The organism is Fluviicola taffensis DSM 16823 (assembly GCF_943372375.1).
Classification (GTDB): Bacteria; Bacteroidota; Bacteroidia; order Flavobacteriales_D; family Crocinitomicaceae; genus Fluviicola; species Fluviicola taffensis_A.
The window spans coordinates 314194-332577 of record NZ_CALRYJ010000003.1 but is presented as its reverse complement, the minus strand read 5'-3'; the positions used below and the strand labels follow the sequence as shown (position 1 = coordinate 332577).

The window sequence follows — 18384 nt, the reverse complement described above, 5'->3', positions numbered from 1 at the left end:
GTTATGTTTTTTTTCTTGAAATATAAATTCATAAATTTGATTGCTAATACATAAGGGTAATTTAAATAATTGCCTGATTTTACTTACTACTACTAATATGAAAAAAATTGTTTTTCTACAGTTGTGCCTGTTTATTGGCACTAGTTCCGCGTTTTCTCAAGAAAGCTCAGGAACACAAACACCTCCTCAAAACATCACATACCAATCTATTTCAGAACAATCAAAAACTGAAACACTTGAAGTGATTTATGATCTGATCGATCGATGTTCCGCTTCTGAGTTTAGCAAACTGCATGAGCACTTTGTTTACAAAGCGAGAACTGAGCCTACTGATCGGAACAAAGCCATTCTGGCTTACATTAAAAACAAAAAAAATCAACTTAAATGAAACACTTACTTCTAACACTACTACTATTCCTGACATTAAATGGGTTTTCGCAACCACCTTGTGGAAGTAACCCTGCAGCAGGAAATACTTGCGCAACTGCAACTCCGATTTGTGAGTTGAATGGATATTGTGGAAACACTTCAGCATCTTATACGGCTAACTCCTGGAGTCAGTCATGTGGATTTTTAGGGCTCAGCGATTGTGGTCTGAATGGTGAATTTTGTGGTTCGATTGAGAATAATTCATTTTTGACATTTGTTGCGTCTTCGTCTTCCATTTCATTTGATGTATGGGTTTACAATTCAACCTACGGTGATGGAATCCAAATCATGATTTTTTCGGCGAACAATTGTTCAGGTACCGTTAACTCATACTATTGTGATGCTTTAAGTCCGTCGGCATCGTCTCAAAGTGTATCTGCTAGCGGATTAACACCCGGAAATACTTATTATATCATGATCGATGGGTTTGCCGGAGATATTTGTGATTATACATTTGCTGCAAATACCGGAATTGCTATTCCGGTAGACGTTTCACCTGCAAATTCTTCAATCTGTGTTGGAGAAACAGTTGCTTTGACTGCAAGCGGGGGAAATGGTACTTTTACGTGGGTTGCTTCACCAAATCTTAGTGGAACAACAGGTTCAACTGTTACAGCAACTCCTCCAACAACTCCCGGAACTTATACCTATACAGTGAATTCCGCAACAGGTAATCCGTTATGTCCATCTTCTACAACTGCGACAGCAACCATCGTGGTAAATCCATGCGGATGTACTGTAAATGCAACGAATAGCGGACCGGTTTGTTCCGGAACGAGTACGATTAATTTGTTTGCTACAACCATTGTAGGGGCAACTTATTCCTGGACAGGTCCCAATGGATTTGTTTCAAGTGCCCAAAACCCCACTGGAGTTCCGATTCCAAGTGCACCTGGAACCTATAACTTCACTGTTGATGTGAATGACAACGGTTCTTTGTGTTCTTCGACAACAACGGTTACTGTCAATGCTTTACCGGCAGTTAATGCAGGAACGAATAGTTCAATATGTATTGGAGGTTCTGTGACTTTATCAGGTTCGGGAGCTCAAAGTTATACTTGGAATAATGGTGCTACAGATGGAGTTGCGTTTAATCCGACTGTGAATCAAACCTATACTGTTACGGGTACGGATGCCAATGGATGTCAGAATACCGATCAGGTAGATTTGGTGGTTAATCCATTGCCTACAGTTAGCGCAGGTGCGCCTCAGGCAGTTTGCCAGGGAGCTTCTGTAATCTTATCAGGTGCTGGTGCTCAAAGCTACACATGGAATAACAGCGTAACAAATGGCATTTCTTTTACACCGGGATCAACTCAAACGTATACCGTTACTGGTACGGACGCCAACGGTTGTCAAAATACGGGTCAGGTAGTCGTGACAGTCAATCCGCTTCCATTAGTTGAAGCAGGTTTACCTCAAGCGGTTTGCCAGGGAACAAGCGTTACTTTATCAGGTTCGGGAGCACAAAGCTATACTTGGAATAATGGTGGTATAGATAATGTACCTTTTACTCCGAATGCAACATTGACTTATACCTGTACAGGAACCGATGCCAATGGTTGTCAGAATACGGATCAGGTAATCGTGACAGTCAATCCAAGTCCAACTGTCAATGCGGGCAATGATCAAGTGGTTTGTGCCGGAACAAGCGTTACGCTTTCGGCTTCTGGAGCTTCCAATTATGTGTGGAACAACGGAGTCACGAATGGAATTGCGTTTACACCCGGATCCACTCAAACCTACACTGTTACCGTAAGTGTGAATGGTTGTCAATCTACAGATCAGGTTACGGTAACCGTGAATGCACTTCCCATTGTGAATGCGGGAGCTGATCAATCGATTTGTATTGGAAGTGAATTGACGCTTTCCGGGTCGGGTGCACAAAATTATATCTGGAACAACGGTGTTACAGATGGCGTTTCATTTACTCCGGGATCTACTCAAACTTATACCGTTACCGGAACCGATGCGAATGGATGTACAGATACGGATCAGATTACAGTTACAATTGTGCTGATTCCAAACGCCAGTGTTTCTGCAGATGTAACTAACGGAAGTCCTACTTTGACTGTCAATTTTGATAATAATTCGACGAATGCATCAACTTATCATTGGAGTTTTGGAGATGGCTTCCAGACAAATGCATCTACTTCGGCCAGTCAGCAGTATGGATACACGATTCCGGGTGAATATGTGGTTGTTTTAACTGCTGCAAATGGCGCTTGTGTGGATACGGATACATTATTGATTACAGTTATTCCGGTTCCGGATCCGATTGTAGTGATCCCTAATATTTTCACTCCGAATGGAGATCACAACAATGATCAGTTTTTCCTGGAGGTCAGTTACGCGAAATCGGTTAAAGTACAGATTGTGAACCGTTGGGGAGACAAAATGGTCGATTATGATGATGTGCAAGGCTATTGGGATGGAACGGTAAATGGAAATTTGGCTTCTGACGGCGTTTATTTCTTCAATTATCAGGTTGAAGGTCTTAATGGAACGATTCTTAGTGGTCATGGGAATGTTCAACTCATAAGATAAGCTACGAAATTTTAAAAAGTAGTGATGAAAATTTTTCACCACTACTTTTTTTGTTTAACTACATTTGTACCATGCGTGTAGTTCGGCAGTTGAATTCAGATACGAAGTTTAATAATCCAATCCTTACTTTGGGGACCTATGATGGAGTTCATTTAGGACATCAGGAAATTATTGTGTCGCTGGTAGAAAAGGCTAAAAGAGAAAACAAGGAATCTGTCCTGTTCACTTTCGAACCACATCCGAGAAAAGTACTTTATCCGGAAAGTTATTCTGTCAAATTGATAGATACAGTTGATGAGAAGCTGGCGAAATTGGAAAAATTGGGCTTGGATACCGTGATACTTTTTCCTTTTACCAAAGAATTTTCGCGTTTGTCAGCAATGGAATTTGTGCGGGATGTACTCGTTAACCAGATTGGGGTAAGCGAAATGCATATCGGACATGATCATCATTTTGGAAAGAATCGGGAAGGCTCCTTTCAGGAATTACAGGAGTTGGGTGAAATCTATCATTTTGAGGTGTTTCAATTGCCGGCAATCTCCTTGGGGGATGTGGCGATTAGCTCCACCAAGATTCGAAATGCGATCCTCGAAGGAAATGTGGAATATGCTGCGAAATTAATGGGAAGTCCATTTGTCCTGCAAGGAAATGTAGTGAAAGGACAGCAGATCGGTCGGACAATCGGTTTTCCAACTGCCAACATCGACCTTGAAAACACGGAGAAGATCTTTCCTAAAAACGGAGTGTATGCTGCCAAGGCTTACCTGGAAGACAAATTAGTCTTTGGGGTCATGAATATCGGAACCAGACCCACCGTGGCAAACAATGGACAGGTGACGATTGAAATCTATTTGTTCGACTTCAATGAGGAAATTTATGACCGTCCGATTAAAGTAGAGGTCATGCAACATATCCGTGATGAAAAACGTTTTGAAAATATAGCCGATTTAAAAAATCAAATTCAACTAGATGAAATTACTGCTCGCAATTACTTTTCTATACACAAGTAGCTTACTCTTTGCTCAAGATACCTTGAGGATTTATAAGTGGGAAGCAATTCAAAAGGCAAACCCTGACACCATTTTAGGAATTGATGCTTCTAAGTTGAAATGGGAAAAAATCCCTGAAAAATTATATTCCTTCAAGAATCTCAAATACTTAAATCTTTCAAAGAATAAGTTGAAAGAGCTTCCACTGGAAATGGGTGTTTTTAAATCACTTAAAACATTGGATGTGACCAAGAATGATTTGGATAGTGCACCCATTGTGATTTGTCAACTGCCAAAACTTCAAAAATTGCATCTGGCGCGAAACAGAATCTCTTCTTTGCCCGCATGCATTGGTTATTTGACAGATTTGAAAGTCCTGGATATTTGGGATAACCCTATAAATACATTGCCGGAAGAGATTCTCAAGTTGAAAAAACTGGAAGCGGTTGATATGAGATCCATCATGTTGGGGCCACATTTCCAACAAAAATGGGAGGAATCGATGCCGCAGGTGAAGTGGTATTTCGATCCACCATGTCATTGTGTGGAGTAAGAGTCCGCGAAAGTCCACCGCGGCGGAAAGACCGAGGCACTGTCTCACAAGACAAAAAAGCCAAGGGACAGCGAAAGCAAAAAGACGAAGCTAGAATCGTTAATTGAGGGAATTTGAAAAAAAATATTTTTTTTTCCAACCATTTAAAAATACCTGCATCATAAGGGTGTCAAGTATATATCAGAAATCTCTCTGATTGGTTTGGTAAATTGGGTTTTAGGTTTGGAAAAGGGTACTATTTGGATTGTACCCTTTTTCATTTTATAAGGTTTTACTTGTCGTAAAGCAATCCTTCTTTCTTAATTTAACCGCTAAGATGCAAAGAACGCAAAGTGAATTTCCCAATCTTTGCGCCCTTTCACTCTTTGCGGTAAATAAATAACTAAATTATCTTCTGTTTGAAGCTAGCTCCACTTCGAAAATCTCTGTCCAAAAGTCGCGGATTGATTTTCCGTGAACTCCTAACATTTGAGGAACCAGACTTGCTCCCGAGAAACCAGGAGTAGTATTCACTTCAATCACATGTGGAATATCATCCACCAACATGAAATCAATTCGGGCAATGGATTTGAGTTGAAGCAAGGAGTAAACTTCTTTGGAAACTTCCCAAACTTTATTTCGAATCGAATCCGGAATCCGCGCAGGGGTTATTTCCTGCGATTGCCCCAGATATTTCGCTTCGTAATCAAAGAAATCATTTTCAGTAACTATTTCGGTTAAGGGAAGCGTTACCAAACCGTTTGGCGAACGATAGATTCCGCAAGTGACTTCCGTTCCCTTCAGGAAAGATTCGATCACGACCGTATCTCCTTCTTCAAAAGCCTTGTCCAATGCATTTTGTAAATCCTCGGCCTTGGAAACCTTACTGATACCAAAACTGGAACCTGAATCGGAAGGTTTTACAAAACAAGGTAATCCCAACTCATTCAGTATATGGTCTGCCGTATAAGCATTCCGTGATTTCATGAAAAGGGATTTTGCAACAGGAATGCCGAAACGAGATAGGAACTGATTGCAGTACCACTTGTCAAAACTCAATTCGGAAGCAAGCGCATTGGAATTCACATAAGGAACTCCTTTCATGTCCAACAAAGCTTGAATTTTTCCATTCTCACCCGGGTTTCCATGAATATAGATCAATCCGATATCGATTTTACGCACCGCACCATTGGTTGAGTAGCTCATCGTCTCAATCGAGAATGGAAGCTTTTCAGGACCTTGTGGAACAAACCAACCGGTTTCAACCACATGAATTGGAACCACTTCATACCCATTTGGAAAATTATCCATGATGGTTTGAGCGCTTTTCAAAGAGATTTCAAATTCCGAAGAATAACCGCCACAAAACAAACCAACTAGTTTCATACCTTCATTTTTTTACAAAATTAGCGGATATTTGAACCGTGATTTTCTTAAGGGAGAAAAGTTTTCAGAATAGATTGTTAAAAGCTTCGTCTTGGCAGTGCATCCTTGCAGAAACATTCTTTCTATATTTGTGCAACTTACAATCGATTTATGAAGTTTTTTCAGAAGCTTAAGGCATTTGTTTGGAGCAAGCATTTTTTGAAGCATTCAATCTTCATTTTGCTTACCTATTTTTTAGTGATCACCATCGTTGTATTCTATTTGGATTCAACAACGAATCATGGTGTGAAAATCGATGTCCCAAATGTGGTTGGGTTGAAAACAAGCAGCGCGCAATCCAAGTTGGAAGAATTGGAATTGAAAATAGAAGTATTGGATTCCATTTACAGACCTGAATTACCTTCGGGAACAATTGTTTCACAAGATCCGCTTCCTACGTCAAAATCCTTGGTGTGTGTGAAGCCCGGGCGAATTATCCGTGTTCAGGTTTCCAAGAAATCACGTTTGGTTGAAATGCCAAGCCTGATTGACAAATCCGAACGGATCTCAGAAAGCATCCTGAAAAACAGAGGGTTGAAATGCCGCAAAACATACGTCCCTACTAGTGAGTCGAATGGAGCTGTCTTGAGACAACTTTATAACGGAAGAGAGATCAAGGAAGGAACAAAAATTCCGGTCGGAAGTACGATTACTTTGGTTGTTGGTCAGAATGACAATGCGCAACCTGTGACGGTGATTGATTTGAATGGATTGACAATATCTGATGCCAAAGCGCGTTTAAGTGGAATATCGCTACTAATTTCAGTTGGTTCATGCGATGGATGTACAAACGCCGCGGACTCAGCAAATGCTGTTATTTATTCTCAAAGCCCCGAATTTGTTGAAGGGGTTACAGTTCCTTCAGGTACAACCATTATGATTTCAGCTGAAAAGAGGTAGATAATTTTGATTAGATGAAATTTAGTTTAGTATCCGTTTTCGTATTTGTAATTGGTTGTATTTCCTTCGGACAAGAGGTTCTTAGTCCGATCGGTGCAATGAAAAGAGGGGTTTCAGCCAAAAGATCCCATGCTCTTAACTTGAAAAGCACAACCAATATCGATAGCACATTTGTTTATTCTTTTGACACGCTGTCCTTACCTCTTTTGGATGAGTTTTCCCATTCCAAATTCTCAGATTTGGATGCACAGCCAGGGGATGCAGGTGTGACGGAACAGGAATTTTTCTATTTGACAGACTTGGCTGATGTGCCTTTGACGGTTGATAAGAAGTTCTCTACGACACCAACCAAACGCTACAGTACTACTGCTGGAATAACGACGCAAACGGAGTTGCCTTTAATCACGATTAAGATGGCTGATTTTCAGAATTATCCCGTTGTTTATTCGCAGATTCAGCTTTATCCGCCTTACAATATCTTCGATACGACTGATTTTGTAAACGCCTCGGATACCATTGCCTTGTCAAATCCGGACACAAAACAAGATTCGGTTATTGTCTTTTTTGCTCATGAATCAAATCCGAATAAATATTGGACAGATCTGTCCGCATACCACAATTATACACATGCAGTAAATCCGTGGACATTGGGAGTCGTAACGTTCGACGGTCTGGATGAAACGGGTTATCCGTATGCAATTGGAACCACTTTAACTGACTATGCAGATTATCTGACTTCCAAAACCGTTGATTTATCCTCGTATGCTCCGAATGATTCCATTTATCTCAGTTTCCTGGTTCAACGCCAGGGATTCGGTGATGCTCCTGAATTGCAAGATTCATTGGTGCTGGAGTTTTTTGATCAGGGAGCAGACGAGTGGAAACGCGTTTGGGCTATCAATGGAGGTTCTGAGAACGGGTTTAAGTTGGGGCATTTGAGAATCGTGGATGCGGCCTATTTGACAAACGGGTTCAAGTTCCGATTTAAAAACTACGGTGGACTTTCCGGAATGCTGGATGAATTCCATCTGGATTATGTTCACTTAAGAAGCGGAAGTGGTTATCAGGATACACTTTTTAAAGATTTTGCATTCGTTTACCCGATTGGGTCGCTCGTTGATACCTATACGGAAGTTCCCTGGGAGCATTGGGTGAATCAACCGACTCACATGAATCCGAATGTAAAAGTGACGGTAAGAAATGGATCGAATATCTCTGAGAATAACATGAACGGAAGTGTGAAAGTTGATTTCGCAGGAACGACTGAAGGGAATTTTACCTTGATCGGACAGACATTGTCCGGAGGGAACATCAACTATGCTCCTAGAACAACTTATTCAAGTGTGCATGATTTCACGGGAGCATATACTTTCTCCACTACACCGTCTGTCACTACCAAAACATTTGATGTGATCGGAAGTGCCGGAGCCCCTTTTCCAAATTTGGCAATGAACGATTCATCGTATACCAAGCAGGTATTTGAAAATGTTTACGCCTATGACGATGGTTCTGCGGAAGTAGCTTACGGAATTTCTCAGGTACAGGGAAGAGTGGCACTTAAATTCCAACCTTATCAGTCAGACACCTTGCTTGGAGTTCGGATCTGTTTTGTTCCGACGGTAAAGGATTTATCCAATAAGTTATTCCTACTGACTGTTTGGGCAGATGCAGGTGGTGTCCCCGGGGCAGTTCTTTATGAAGATCAATTCTTCTATCCGAGAACCCCAATTTATGAAGAGGGAAGAGGCATCTTTACAGATTACATATTAAAAGATACAAGACTTCCGCTTCCGTCGAGTGCCGGTGCATTTTATGTCGGGATGAGACAAATTGATGCAGATCCGTTGAATGTTGGCTTTGATAAAAATACACCGCAGACAAATAAATTGTATTACTCGTTGAATGCCGGGATTACCTGGAATGCTTCTTCACAGTCAGGAGTTCCGATGATCAGGCCGATCATTCAGACGGGTGACAATATCAACCTGGCAGTCGGTGAACTATCCAGAGAAGAAATAGAATGGACTGTTTACCCGAATCCGACAACAGGAATAGTGAACATCGATTGGAGATCGGAAACGACTTTCCCCGGTGCTGTATTGGTTGATTCACAAGGAAGAATCCTTTTGAATGTTGATACTGAAGATTTGCGCTTTGATTTAAGTGATTCTCCAAGTGGAATTTACTTTTTGAGATTGAACAACTCCCAGGTAGTTAAAAAAATTATTAGATAAGAGATGAATGAAGATGTTCAGGATGTTGAACAAGAAGAAGAAGACCTTTTTGAACATTACCGTTTTACTGCAGACCCGGGTCAGGAATCTGTACGAATAGACAAATACTTATTAGACAGGCTTCCAAATACCTCCCGGAATAAGATTCAATCGGCAGCGAAAAATGGAAGTGTAGTTGTTAACGGGAAATCTGTTAAGTCGAACTACAAGATAAAACCGAAGGATGAAGTGGCGATTGTATTGCCTTATCCTGTTCGTGAATTGGAATTAATTCCGCAAGATATTCCTTTGGACATTGTTTATGAAGACGATGATGTCATTGTAGTGAATAAACCCGCCGATATGGTTGTTCATCCCGGATATGGTAATTATACCGGAACGATGGTGAATGCTTTGGTTTATCATTTCGATAATCTGCCTGAACGAAAATCTGATTACTTTGGAAGACCCGGTTTGGTGCATCGTTTGGATAAGCACACGACAGGGATCATGATCGTTGCAAAAACGGAAGATGCGTTAACGAATCTGGCGAAGCAATTTTACGATCGGACGACCGAAAGAAGATATCAGGCTTTGGTTTGGGGCGACGTGGAAGAAGATATGCGGATAGAAGGAAATCTGGGTCGTTCGCTGAACAATCGCAAAGTGATGACAGTCTTTCCGGATGGAGATTATGGAAAACACGCGGTGACGCATGTGACTGTTTTGAAGCGCTACGGATTGGTCACATTGGTTGAATGTAAACTGGAGACGGGAAGAACCCATCAGATCAGAACCCATTTAAAATGGAAAGGACACCCGTTATTTCATGATCTGGAATATGGTGGTGATCGAATCGTAAAAGGCACCACACACGATAAATACAGACAATTTATCTCTAATTGTTTTGATTTACTCCCGGGACAGGCATTGCACGCAAAATCTTTAGGATTCCAACATCCGAAAACAGGAAAATGGATGCAGTTCGAGTCCGATTTACCGGAAGGATTTCAGGTTTTACTGCAAAAATGGGATAGATACGTCGCTGAATAAATAATCACAAAAAGCACTTTAGACGTTTTTTTTTCTATCATAAATAGCGCGTATTCAAAATTTTAATTTAATTTCGGCAATCATGATTATTCAACAACTATAACTTTAATCCATAGTTCGTCGATTTTCACTGTGTTTACTATAATAAAGATTGCACCTTGCTATGAATGTTAAAACGCTTATTTTATCTGGACTTTTAGTTGTTTCCAGCGTGTCTTTTGGACAAGTGAAACAAATTAAAGATGCAAATACTCAGTATAGAAGTGGGAATTACTGCGAAGCAGCATCTAAATGTGAGCTAGCTTATTCTAAAATCAAACGTAAGTCTAAGTCAGGTCTTGCCATGAAGGGGGATATGGCCTTCAAAACGGCTGAATGCTACAGATTGACAGATAATTTCAAAAGAGCTAACGAGTGGTATGAAAAAGCTATTCTATTAAAGTTCCAAAAGAAAGAACCGCTTGTTTTGTTGTATAATGCGGAAATGCTTCGCCAAATGAGTGAATTGAAGAAAGCTCAGGAGAATTATACAGCGTATAAAGCTTTAGTTCCGGACGATCCGAGAGCCGATGTAGGTATCGCTTCATGCAAGATGTTCGAAGAATTTAAAGAAAACAGAACGCGTCATACGGTTTCTAACGTAAAAGCCTTGAATAAAGAAGGTTTCGAAATGGCGCCGATGTTTGTTGATAAGAAAGAAACTAAAATTGCTTTCGGAACATCCAGTGAGCGTGAAGGTTTGGAAGGAAAAGCAAAAGATCCTTTGACTTGTCAAAAATACATGGACATCTTCGTTTCTGAATTGGATAAAAAAGGAAACTGGTTAGAGCCAAAGCCAATTGTTGGTGATAGTATCAATACAGAAGACAGCGAAGGTACATTGTGTATCGATGCACGTGGTAAAACGATGTTCTTTACGCGTTGTCCAAGTACTAAAAAGAAAAATTTAGGTTGTGACATCTATATGTCTGAATTAGGAGGAAAAGGATGGGAACGTCCGAAAAAACTTTCTTTGAAACCAAACGATACCTTGTCTGTTGGTCACCCATGTGTTACGGATGATGCGAAATTCTTGATTTTTGCTTCAGATATGCCTGGTGGTCAAGGTGGACACGATTTGTGGTACACGACTTACGATAAAAAAGGTGATTCATGGACAATGCCTGTAAACATGGGGCCTGAAATCAATACTGCAGGAAACGAATTGTTCCCAAGTTTCGCTAAGAACGGAGATTTGATTTATGCTTCTGACGGTCTTCCTGGAATGGGAGCATTGGATATGTTCCGTGCTGAAAAGATAGGAGATAAAAACCAATGGGAAAAACCAACGAATTTTGGTTCTCCGATCAACTCTGAGTTCAACGACTATGCGATGGTTCAGGTTGATGACCGTAAGGGATATTTCACTTCAGAGCGTAAAGGAAATGTAGGTGAGCAATTCAGCCCGGATTTATGGATGTATGAATTACCTCCGAACATCTTCAGTTTGAAAGTGAATGTATTTGACTTGACTGATAAAACACGTCAAACAAAAATCGAAGGTGTGAAAGTGGTTGTTACCGGATCAAATGCAAATGAGAAATGGGAAGGTTTGACTGCAAAAGACGGTTCTGTATTCTGGGATAAAAAACCAAACGGAGATCGTTACATCGCTGAAGAATCTGATTACAAGATCATGATTTCCAAAGAAGGATATTATGAGAATAAAGCCGGAGCAGCAGTTTCTACTAAAAATCTGATCTACAACCAGGATTTCGTATTGGATATGGGATTATTCCCAATCAAGAAACCAATTCGTCTTCCGGAGGTACGTTATCCATTGGCAAAATGGGATTTGTTAGTTGATTCTACGATTAACTCAAAAGATTCCTTGTTATTCGTTTACGACCTATTGGTTGATAACCCGGGATTGGTATTAGAGTTGAGTTCACATACGGATCCACGTGGTAATGACGTATACAACCAGGTTCTTTCTGAAAACCGTGCTAAAGCTTGTTACAAGTTCTTAGTGGAGGAAAAAGGAGTAGACCCAAGAAGAATTATTCCTGTTGGAAAAGGAGAGCGTGAGCCAAGAACGGTTTACTTGTCTGCCGGTAAGTACTTCGAGTCAGAGCCGAGAGACGTGAATGGTGATCCGATCCCTGGAACTCAGGTGATTGTTTTGAGAGAGGCATATATGAATACCTTCAAGAAAACAAACAAGAAATTGTTCGAACAGTTACAACAGTATAACAGACGTACGGAAGGAAAAGTGGTTACTTTGGAATTCGATCCAAACACATATCCTCCTGCAAGTCCAGATTACTTAATTTACAAAGCATTGCCAAAAGCGAAGTAATTCAAGCTTAGCTGAAGAAATAAGAACTAAAAAGCCCCGACGATAAATGTCGGGGCTTTTTTTGTGCTCCTTCCTCTCAAAGGAATTTTGTAACTTTGCCCTTTCAATTTTTAGTATGTCAGATATCCGATACAACTTACGAGGTGTTTCCGCAGGAAAAGAAGAAGTTCACAATGCGATCAAAAAAGTCGACAAAGGCTTGTTTCCAAAAGCATTTTGTAAAATAGTGCCTGATTATTTGACAGGAGACGAGGAGTATTGTATCGTCATGCATGCGGATGGTGCCGGAACAAAATCTTCTCTGGCATACATGTACTGGAAAGAAACCGGAGACGTTTCTGTTTGGAAAGGGATCGCTCAGGATGCATTGATCATGAATATCGATGATTTGCTATGCGTCGGGGCAACTGAAAATATCCTGCTTTCTTCCACAATCGGAAGAAATAAGAACCTGATTACCGGAGAAGTGATTGCAGCAATTATCAATGGAACGGAAGAACTATTGGAAACGCTTCGCGGACAGGGAATCGGAATTTATTCGACTGGTGGTGAAACGGCAGATGTCGGTGACCTGGTTCGGACAATCATTGTGGATTCCACGGTTGTTTGTAGAATGAAGCGATCAGAAGTTATTTCAAACCACACCATTCAAGGTGGTGATGTGATTGTCGGATTGGCATCTTACGGACAAGCAACTTACGAAAACGAATACAATGGAGGAATGGGTTCCAACGGACTCACTTCCGCAAGACATGACGTATTCAATAAAACATTGGCAGCAAAATACCCGGAAAGCTTTGACGCAGCAGTTCCTGCGGATCTGGTTTATTCGGGTTCGAAAAATTTGACAGATAAGATTGACGGAGTTTCCATAGATGCCGGGAAGTTGGTTCTTTCTCCTACCAGAACATACGCACCTGTTATCAAAGCAATTTTAGACAGTTGCCGTTCGTCCATTCACGGAATGGTTCATTGTTCAGGTGGAGCGCAGACAAAAGTGCTTCATTTTGTGGATGACGTGCATGTGATCAAAGACAATCTGTTCCCGATTCCACCACTCTTCAAAATGATTCAGGAAGAATCAGGTACTGACTGGAAAGAAATGTACAAGGTATTCAACATGGGACACCGAATGGAAGTTTACTTACCGGAGAGCGAAGCACAGCAAATTATTGATATCAGCAAGTCGTTTGGAATTGATGCACAAATCATTGGTCGCGTGGAGAAAATGTCGGGCAAACAAGTAACCGTTCGTTCAGAAGTAGGAGAGTTCGTCTACAACGGTTAGCTATAAACTTCAGAGAGAACTTTAGACTTCGCGTCCTTTGATTCTTTGCGGTTTAAAACAACTCGTTTTATTCTTACCGCTAAGAAGCGGAGAGCGCAAAGCTTATAATTCTCTGTTTTGAATGAGAATAAGAATTAAAAGATTAAAAAATAGATGCAAGATTTATTAAGTAAACTGGAAGCAATTCATTTTCGATTTGTAGAGGTGGGTAAGATGATTACTGACCCGGAGATCATTTCAGATATGGATCGGTATGTGAAGTTGAATAAAGAATACAGAGATCTGGAGGAAGTTGATAACGCTTATAAAGCTTATAAGAATGTTTTGGACAACCTGAAGAGCTCCAAAGAATTACTGGATGTTGAAACAGATCCTGAAATGCGCGAGATGGCCAAGATGGAAATCAACGAGCTGGAACAGCAAAGACCGGTCATTGAAGAAGAGATCAAAGTCTTGTTGATTCCCAAGGATCCGGAAGATGATAAGAATGCCATTATCGAGTTACGTGCAGGAACTGGTGGAGATGAGGCATGTATTTTCGTGGAAGACATTTACCGGATGTATACCATGTATTTCAAGGAAATGGGTTGGGTTTACGAAATTGTGAATTCTTCCGAAGGTTCCGCAAAAGGATACAAAGAGGTTTCCATGAGTATTTCCGGTGCAGGAATTTATGGAATGTTGAAGTTCGAATCAGGTGTGCACCGCGTGCAACGCGTTCCCGAAACAGAATCTCAAGGTCGCGTACATACCTCTGCGATTACCGTAGCGGTACTTCCTGAAGCGGAAGAGGTGGATTTTGAACTGGACATGAATGATGTCCGTAAAGACACCTTTAGAGCATCCGGAGCGGGTGGACAGCATATTAACAAAACAGAATCGGCTATTCGTCTGACGCATATTCCTACAGGAGTAGTGGTGGAATGTCAGGATGGCCGCTCTCAACATAAAAATCTGGCGCAGGCAATTTCTGTCTTGCGTTCCCGTTTATACCAGGCAGAATTGGACCGTGTTCACCAGGAACGTGCGGCTCACCGCAAAACGTTGGTTTCTACCGGTGACCGTTCTGCAAAGATCAGGACATACAATTATCCGCAAGGACGTATAACGGATCACCGGATCAATAAGACGATCTACAATTTGAGTGCTTTTATGAACGGAGACATTCAGGAAATGATCGATGCTCTGAAGATGGCAGAAAACGCAGAAAAAATGAAGGGTGAACTGAATTAAAAAATTGATAATTAAAAAAATAAAGAAAAGAAGGGTGGTTAAGCGGAGTCGAAATCACCTTTTTTGTTTTTTAACACACCATTAACCGAATAATGACAACCATTCACCATTTTTTTGTTCGAAATGAAGAGATAAATGCGAATTTTACACCTCAACTCAACAATATGAAATTAGGATTATCCATTTTAGTTGTTCTGATCACTGCAATTTCTTTCGGACAAGAGAATGCGACAATAAGTGGAACAGTTAAAGATTATTCAAAAGGAGAAGAAATTATCGGAGCCGTTGTTCGTGTAAAGGACCAGAAATTAGGTGCTGTTACGAACGAATACGGGTTTTACTCGCTGACATTGCCTGTAGGAAAGTATACCATCCAGATCTCGGCGGGTGGCTATCTCCGGATTGAAAAGGAAGTGGACCTGTCCGTTTCGCAAGCGATCGATTTTCAATTGAAAACGGACCAGGACGAAAAGGAATTGGAAGAAGTCGTGATCACTTCCGACAGACCGGATGGAAATGTCCGTGATCCGTTGATGGGAGTTGAAAAGATCGATCCGAAGGAAATTTCCAAAATACCCGTAATTTTTGGTGAAAAGGATTTGATCAAGACCATGCAATTACTTCCGGGTGTGAAAAATGCCGGAGAAGGAAGTTCCGGATTTTATGTCCGTGGTGGTGGAGCAGACCAGAACCTGATACTATTGGATGAAGCGCCGGTTTATAATGCAAGTCACTTGCTGGGGTTCTTTTCCACATTCAATTCCGATGCGATCAAGGATGCCATGCTTTACAAAGGAAATCAACCTTCAAACTATGGAGGCAGACTTTCTTCCGTTCTGGATATCAAAATGAATGATGGAAACCAAAAGCGCTTCAATGTTGGAGGAGGAATCGGTCTGATTTCTTCCAAATTGATTGTGGAAGGTCCGATTGCAAAAGACAAAGCCTCCTTTTTAGTTTCAGGAAGAAGAACCTATGCGGATTTGTTCTTGAAACTATCTGATAGGTTCAAAGACAACAAGCTGTTTTTCTACGACTTGAATGCGAAAGTGAATTACCGGGTTGGTAAAAAAGACCGCTTGTTTTTGTCGGGGTATTTCGGAAGAGATAAACTGGGGTTGGGAGATGTTTTCGGAATCAATTGGGGGAATACAACCGGAACCCTTCGTTGGAATCACATCATCAACGAAAAGTGGTTTTCAAATACCTCATTCATCTACAGTAAATACGATTACAAGATTTCCATTTCAGGAGGGGATGTGAAATTTGATATTACATCTCAGATTCAGGATTTCAATTTAAAGCAAGAGTTTCAATGGTTCCCGAATAACCGGAACAAGGTTAAAATCGGATTGAACGTAATCAATCACGGAATTACTCCGGGTCAGATCGATTCGAATGAAGGTTCCGGGATTAATGCAAAAAGATTGAAACCGACAAACTCAGTTGAAAATGCAGTCTATATCACGAATGATTACACCATCACGGAAAACTTCACGATGAGCTATGGCTTGCGCGGATCCAATCTGATGGCACTTGCCAGTGGTGATGAAATGTACACGTATAATCCGGATGGAACAGTTGCGACAACCAATGACTATGCGAAGAACAAGTTGTTGAAATCGTATTTTTTCGTTGAACCGAGACTTTCCTTCAGTTGGCAGTATTTGAAAGGGCAATCCATTAAGGCGGCTTATGCAAGAAATACCCAGAACATCCATCAGGTATCTAATTCCACTTCAGGTTCACCGACAGATGTATGGCTTTCTTCCAGTTTGAATATCAAACCGGAAATTTCAGATCAGGTGGCTTTAGGTTGGTTCAAGAACTTTTTCGATAACAAATTAGAATTGAGCACGGAGCTTTATTATAAATGGCTTCAAAACCAACTGGACTATAAAAACGGAGCGAATGAGCAGGCAAACGAGCGTCTGGAAGGAGAATTGCTTTCCGGAATCGGTCGCGCTTATGGTTTGGAAATCATGTTGAAGAAAAAATCGGGTAAGTTCACCGGTTGGATCGGTTATACGCTTTCTCGCACAGAGCGCAAAATCGAAGGAATCAACGATGGGAAATGGTACTTGGCGAAACAGGATAGAACACACGATTTATCCATTGTTGGGATCTACGACATTACACCAAAATGGTCAATTTCCGCATTATTTGTATTCTATACCGGAAATGCAGTGACTTTCCCTTCTGGGAAGTACCAGGTTGATGGACAAACCTATTTTATCTATACTCAGCGTAATGGTTACCGAATGCCAAATTATCACCGATTGGATTTGGGAGTCACCTGGCTTCGCAAAAACACGAAGAAATTTGAAAGCAGTTGGAATTTCTCCATCTACAATGCCTATGCACATGAAAATGCATATTCCATTACCTTCCGGGAAAATGAGGATGATCCGTCCAAAACTGAGGCGGTTCAAACCACCTTGTTTAAAATAGTTCCGGCAATTACGTACAATTTTAAATTCAAATAAGAGTCCGCCGCGGCGGACGATAAATGATCCACGGAAGTGGATTGAGAAAATTAAAGCATAGAAAGAATTCACTTCTGTGGATTGAACAAATTAAATACAACAAAGATGAAATTCATACTAATAACTCTTGTTTCGCTTAGTGTCCTTCTCGGTATTTCAAGTTGTGAGAAAGTAATTGATATCGATTTGAATGACACCGAACAAAAAGTCGTGATAGAAGGCACTATCTTGAGAGGTGACACTTTACAACGTGTCCGGATCACGAAAACCCAGAACTTTGATGAAAGCACAAATCCTCCAACGGTTGATAATGCAGTAGTCACGGTGGTTGACAACCTGGGTAATGCAGCAACTTTCACTTCTGTCGGTAACGGATGGTATGAATTGACTTCTTATCCGGGTGTCGAAGGAAGAACCTATACCTTGACTGCTGTTGTGGAGGGAACGACTTATTCCGGGAGCAGTACCATGCCTTTCTATCAGCCGCTAGCAGAGTTGCTTGTTGACTTTTATCCTTTTGGTACAGATACCTTGATTGCAGTAGTTCCGGCGCATTTCGATCAGCAGGGAATCGCAAATTACTATCAATTTCATGTTTATAGAAACGGTATTCGGGACAAAGCGATTTTCATTCAGGACGACCAATTCACGGATGGAAATCTGACCATTCAACCCTTGTTTATTCAGGATTTAGTGGTAGGTGATTCGGTACGGGTAGATTTCTTTTGTATTGACAAGCCGGTTCACTCCTATTTCAATCAATTGAGCGTGAATTCATCCAGCAGTGCGACACCTGCAAATCCGGTTTCAAATTTAACCGGAGGTTGTTTGGGGTATTTTTCTGCCAGAACTTTTGATACAGGAACAGCTGTGATCAATTAAAAATCGATTGTTTGAATCCGGGATATCCGCATAAGTTCAGTAAAGGCTAAGTTGGTCCACCGGATGCTG

13 protein-coding genes are annotated in these 18384 nt (G+C 41.0%); 12 read left to right on the top strand and 1 reads right to left on the bottom strand.

Going from position 1 to position 18384, the window contains the following annotated elements; translation table 11 throughout:
• The first annotated feature begins 97 nt into the window (after positions 1-97).
• The 4 genes from AAG807_RS07255 to AAG807_RS07240 all read left to right on the top strand — a co-directional run bounded on the left by AAG807_RS07255 (position 98) and on the right by AAG807_RS07240 (position 4518).
• Positions 98-388: a hypothetical protein gene (locus AAG807_RS07255; protein WP_341901963.1), complete on the top strand. Its 291-nt coding sequence runs from the start codon at positions 98-100 to the stop codon at positions 386-388.
• On the top strand, positions 385-2976 hold the full coding sequence (locus AAG807_RS07250; RefSeq protein WP_341901962.1) for a gliding motility-associated C-terminal domain-containing protein: 2592 nt from the start codon (positions 385-387) through the stop codon (positions 2974-2976). The genes AAG807_RS07255 and AAG807_RS07250 overlap by 4 nt, the downstream gene beginning before the upstream one ends.
• A gap of 71 nt (positions 2977-3047) precedes the next feature.
• Complete coding sequence (locus tag AAG807_RS07245; RefSeq protein ID WP_341901961.1) at positions 3048-3986, top strand: bifunctional riboflavin kinase/FAD synthetase; 939 nt, start codon at positions 3048-3050, stop codon at positions 3984-3986.
• Positions 3946-4518 (top strand): leucine-rich repeat domain-containing protein, encoded by a 573-nt coding sequence (locus AAG807_RS07240; RefSeq protein ID WP_341901959.1) that lies wholly within the window; start codon positions 3946-3948, stop codon positions 4516-4518. Before AAG807_RS07245 ends, AAG807_RS07240 begins: the two co-directional genes overlap by 41 nt.
• A gap of 387 nt (positions 4519-4905) precedes the next feature.
• Here the strand turns inward: AAG807_RS07240 and AAG807_RS07235 are convergent, their stop codons facing one another.
• Complete coding sequence (locus AAG807_RS07235) at positions 4906-5883, bottom strand: D-alanine--D-alanine ligase (RefSeq protein WP_341901957.1); 978 nt, start codon at positions 5881-5883, stop codon at positions 4906-4908.
• A gap of 150 nt (positions 5884-6033) precedes the next feature.
• On the opposite strand from AAG807_RS07235, the gene AAG807_RS07230 reads away from it, so the two are divergent.
• The 8 genes from AAG807_RS07230 to AAG807_RS07195 all read left to right on the top strand — a co-directional run bounded on the left by AAG807_RS07230 (position 6034) and on the right by AAG807_RS07195 (position 18315).
• Positions 6034-6822 carry a PASTA domain-containing protein gene (locus tag AAG807_RS07230; RefSeq protein ID WP_341901955.1) on the top strand — a complete coding sequence of 263 codons (789 nt, stop codon included), beginning with the start codon at positions 6034-6036 and terminating at the stop codon, positions 6820-6822.
• Positions 6823-6836: 14 nt separating this feature from the next.
• The gene (locus tag AAG807_RS07225) at positions 6837-9056 is read left to right on the top strand and encodes a T9SS type A sorting domain-containing protein (protein ID WP_341901954.1); all 2220 of its coding nucleotides are present in this window, start codon (positions 6837-6839) and stop codon (positions 9054-9056) included.
• Between the two features lie 3 nt (positions 9057-9059).
• Entirely contained in the window at positions 9060-10088 is a 1029-nt protein-coding gene (locus AAG807_RS07220) for an RluA family pseudouridine synthase (RefSeq protein WP_341901952.1), read from the top strand.
• 163 nt (positions 10089-10251) lie between these two features.
• On the top strand, positions 10252-12426 hold the full coding sequence (locus tag AAG807_RS07215; RefSeq protein ID WP_341901950.1) for an OmpA family protein: 2175 nt from the start codon (positions 10252-10254) through the stop codon (positions 12424-12426).
• Positions 12427-12541: 115 nt separating this feature from the next.
• The gene (locus tag AAG807_RS07210) at positions 12542-13714 is read left to right on the top strand and encodes an AIR synthase related protein (RefSeq protein ID WP_341901949.1); all 1173 of its coding nucleotides are present in this window, start codon (positions 12542-12544) and stop codon (positions 13712-13714) included.
• Between the two features lie 153 nt (positions 13715-13867).
• The gene (gene prfA, locus AAG807_RS07205; protein WP_341901947.1) at positions 13868-14947 is read left to right on the top strand and encodes a peptide chain release factor 1; all 1080 of its coding nucleotides are present in this window, start codon (positions 13868-13870) and stop codon (positions 14945-14947) included.
• Between the two features lie 164 nt (positions 14948-15111).
• Positions 15112-17433: a TonB-dependent receptor gene (locus AAG807_RS07200; RefSeq protein ID WP_341901945.1), complete on the top strand. Its 2322-nt coding sequence runs from the start codon at positions 15112-15114 to the stop codon at positions 17431-17433.
• 105 nt (positions 17434-17538) lie between these two features.
• Complete coding sequence (locus AAG807_RS07195) at positions 17539-18315, top strand: DUF4249 family protein (protein ID WP_341901943.1); 777 nt, start codon at positions 17539-17541, stop codon at positions 18313-18315.
• Positions 18316-18384 lie beyond the last annotated feature (69 nt).

Excerpts from the sequence above, each read along its gene's own strand:
- AAG807_RS07255 (WP_341901963.1), top strand. The coding sequence starts at position 98 with ATGAAAAAAATTGTTTTTCTACAGTTGTGCCTGTTTATTGGCACTAGT.
- AAG807_RS07250 (WP_341901962.1), top strand. The coding sequence starts at position 385 with ATGAAACACTTACTTCTAACACTACTACTATTCCTGACATTAAATGGG.
- AAG807_RS07245 (WP_341901961.1), top strand. The coding sequence starts at position 3,048 with ATGCGTGTAGTTCGGCAGTTGAATTCAGATACGAAGTTTAATAATCCA.
- AAG807_RS07240 (WP_341901959.1), top strand. The coding sequence starts at position 3,946 with ATGAAATTACTGCTCGCAATTACTTTTCTATACACAAGTAGCTTACTC.
- AAG807_RS07235 (WP_341901957.1), bottom strand. The coding sequence starts at position 5,883 with ATGAAACTAGTTGGTTTGTTTTGTGGCGGTTATTCTTCGGAATTTGAA.
- AAG807_RS07230 (WP_341901955.1), top strand. The coding sequence starts at position 6,034 with ATGAAGTTTTTTCAGAAGCTTAAGGCATTTGTTTGGAGCAAGCATTTT.
- AAG807_RS07225 (WP_341901954.1), top strand. The coding sequence starts at position 6,837 with ATGAAATTTAGTTTAGTATCCGTTTTCGTATTTGTAATTGGTTGTATT.
- AAG807_RS07220 (WP_341901952.1), top strand. The coding sequence starts at position 9,060 with ATGAATGAAGATGTTCAGGATGTTGAACAAGAAGAAGAAGACCTTTTT.
- AAG807_RS07215 (WP_341901950.1), top strand. The coding sequence starts at position 10,252 with ATGAATGTTAAAACGCTTATTTTATCTGGACTTTTAGTTGTTTCCAGC.
- AAG807_RS07210 (WP_341901949.1), top strand. The coding sequence starts at position 12,542 with ATGTCAGATATCCGATACAACTTACGAGGTGTTTCCGCAGGAAAAGAA.
- prfA (WP_341901947.1), top strand. The coding sequence starts at position 13,868 with ATGCAAGATTTATTAAGTAAACTGGAAGCAATTCATTTTCGATTTGTA.
- AAG807_RS07200 (WP_341901945.1), top strand. The coding sequence starts at position 15,112 with ATGAAATTAGGATTATCCATTTTAGTTGTTCTGATCACTGCAATTTCT.
- AAG807_RS07195 (WP_341901943.1), top strand. The coding sequence starts at position 17,539 with ATGAAATTCATACTAATAACTCTTGTTTCGCTTAGTGTCCTTCTCGGT.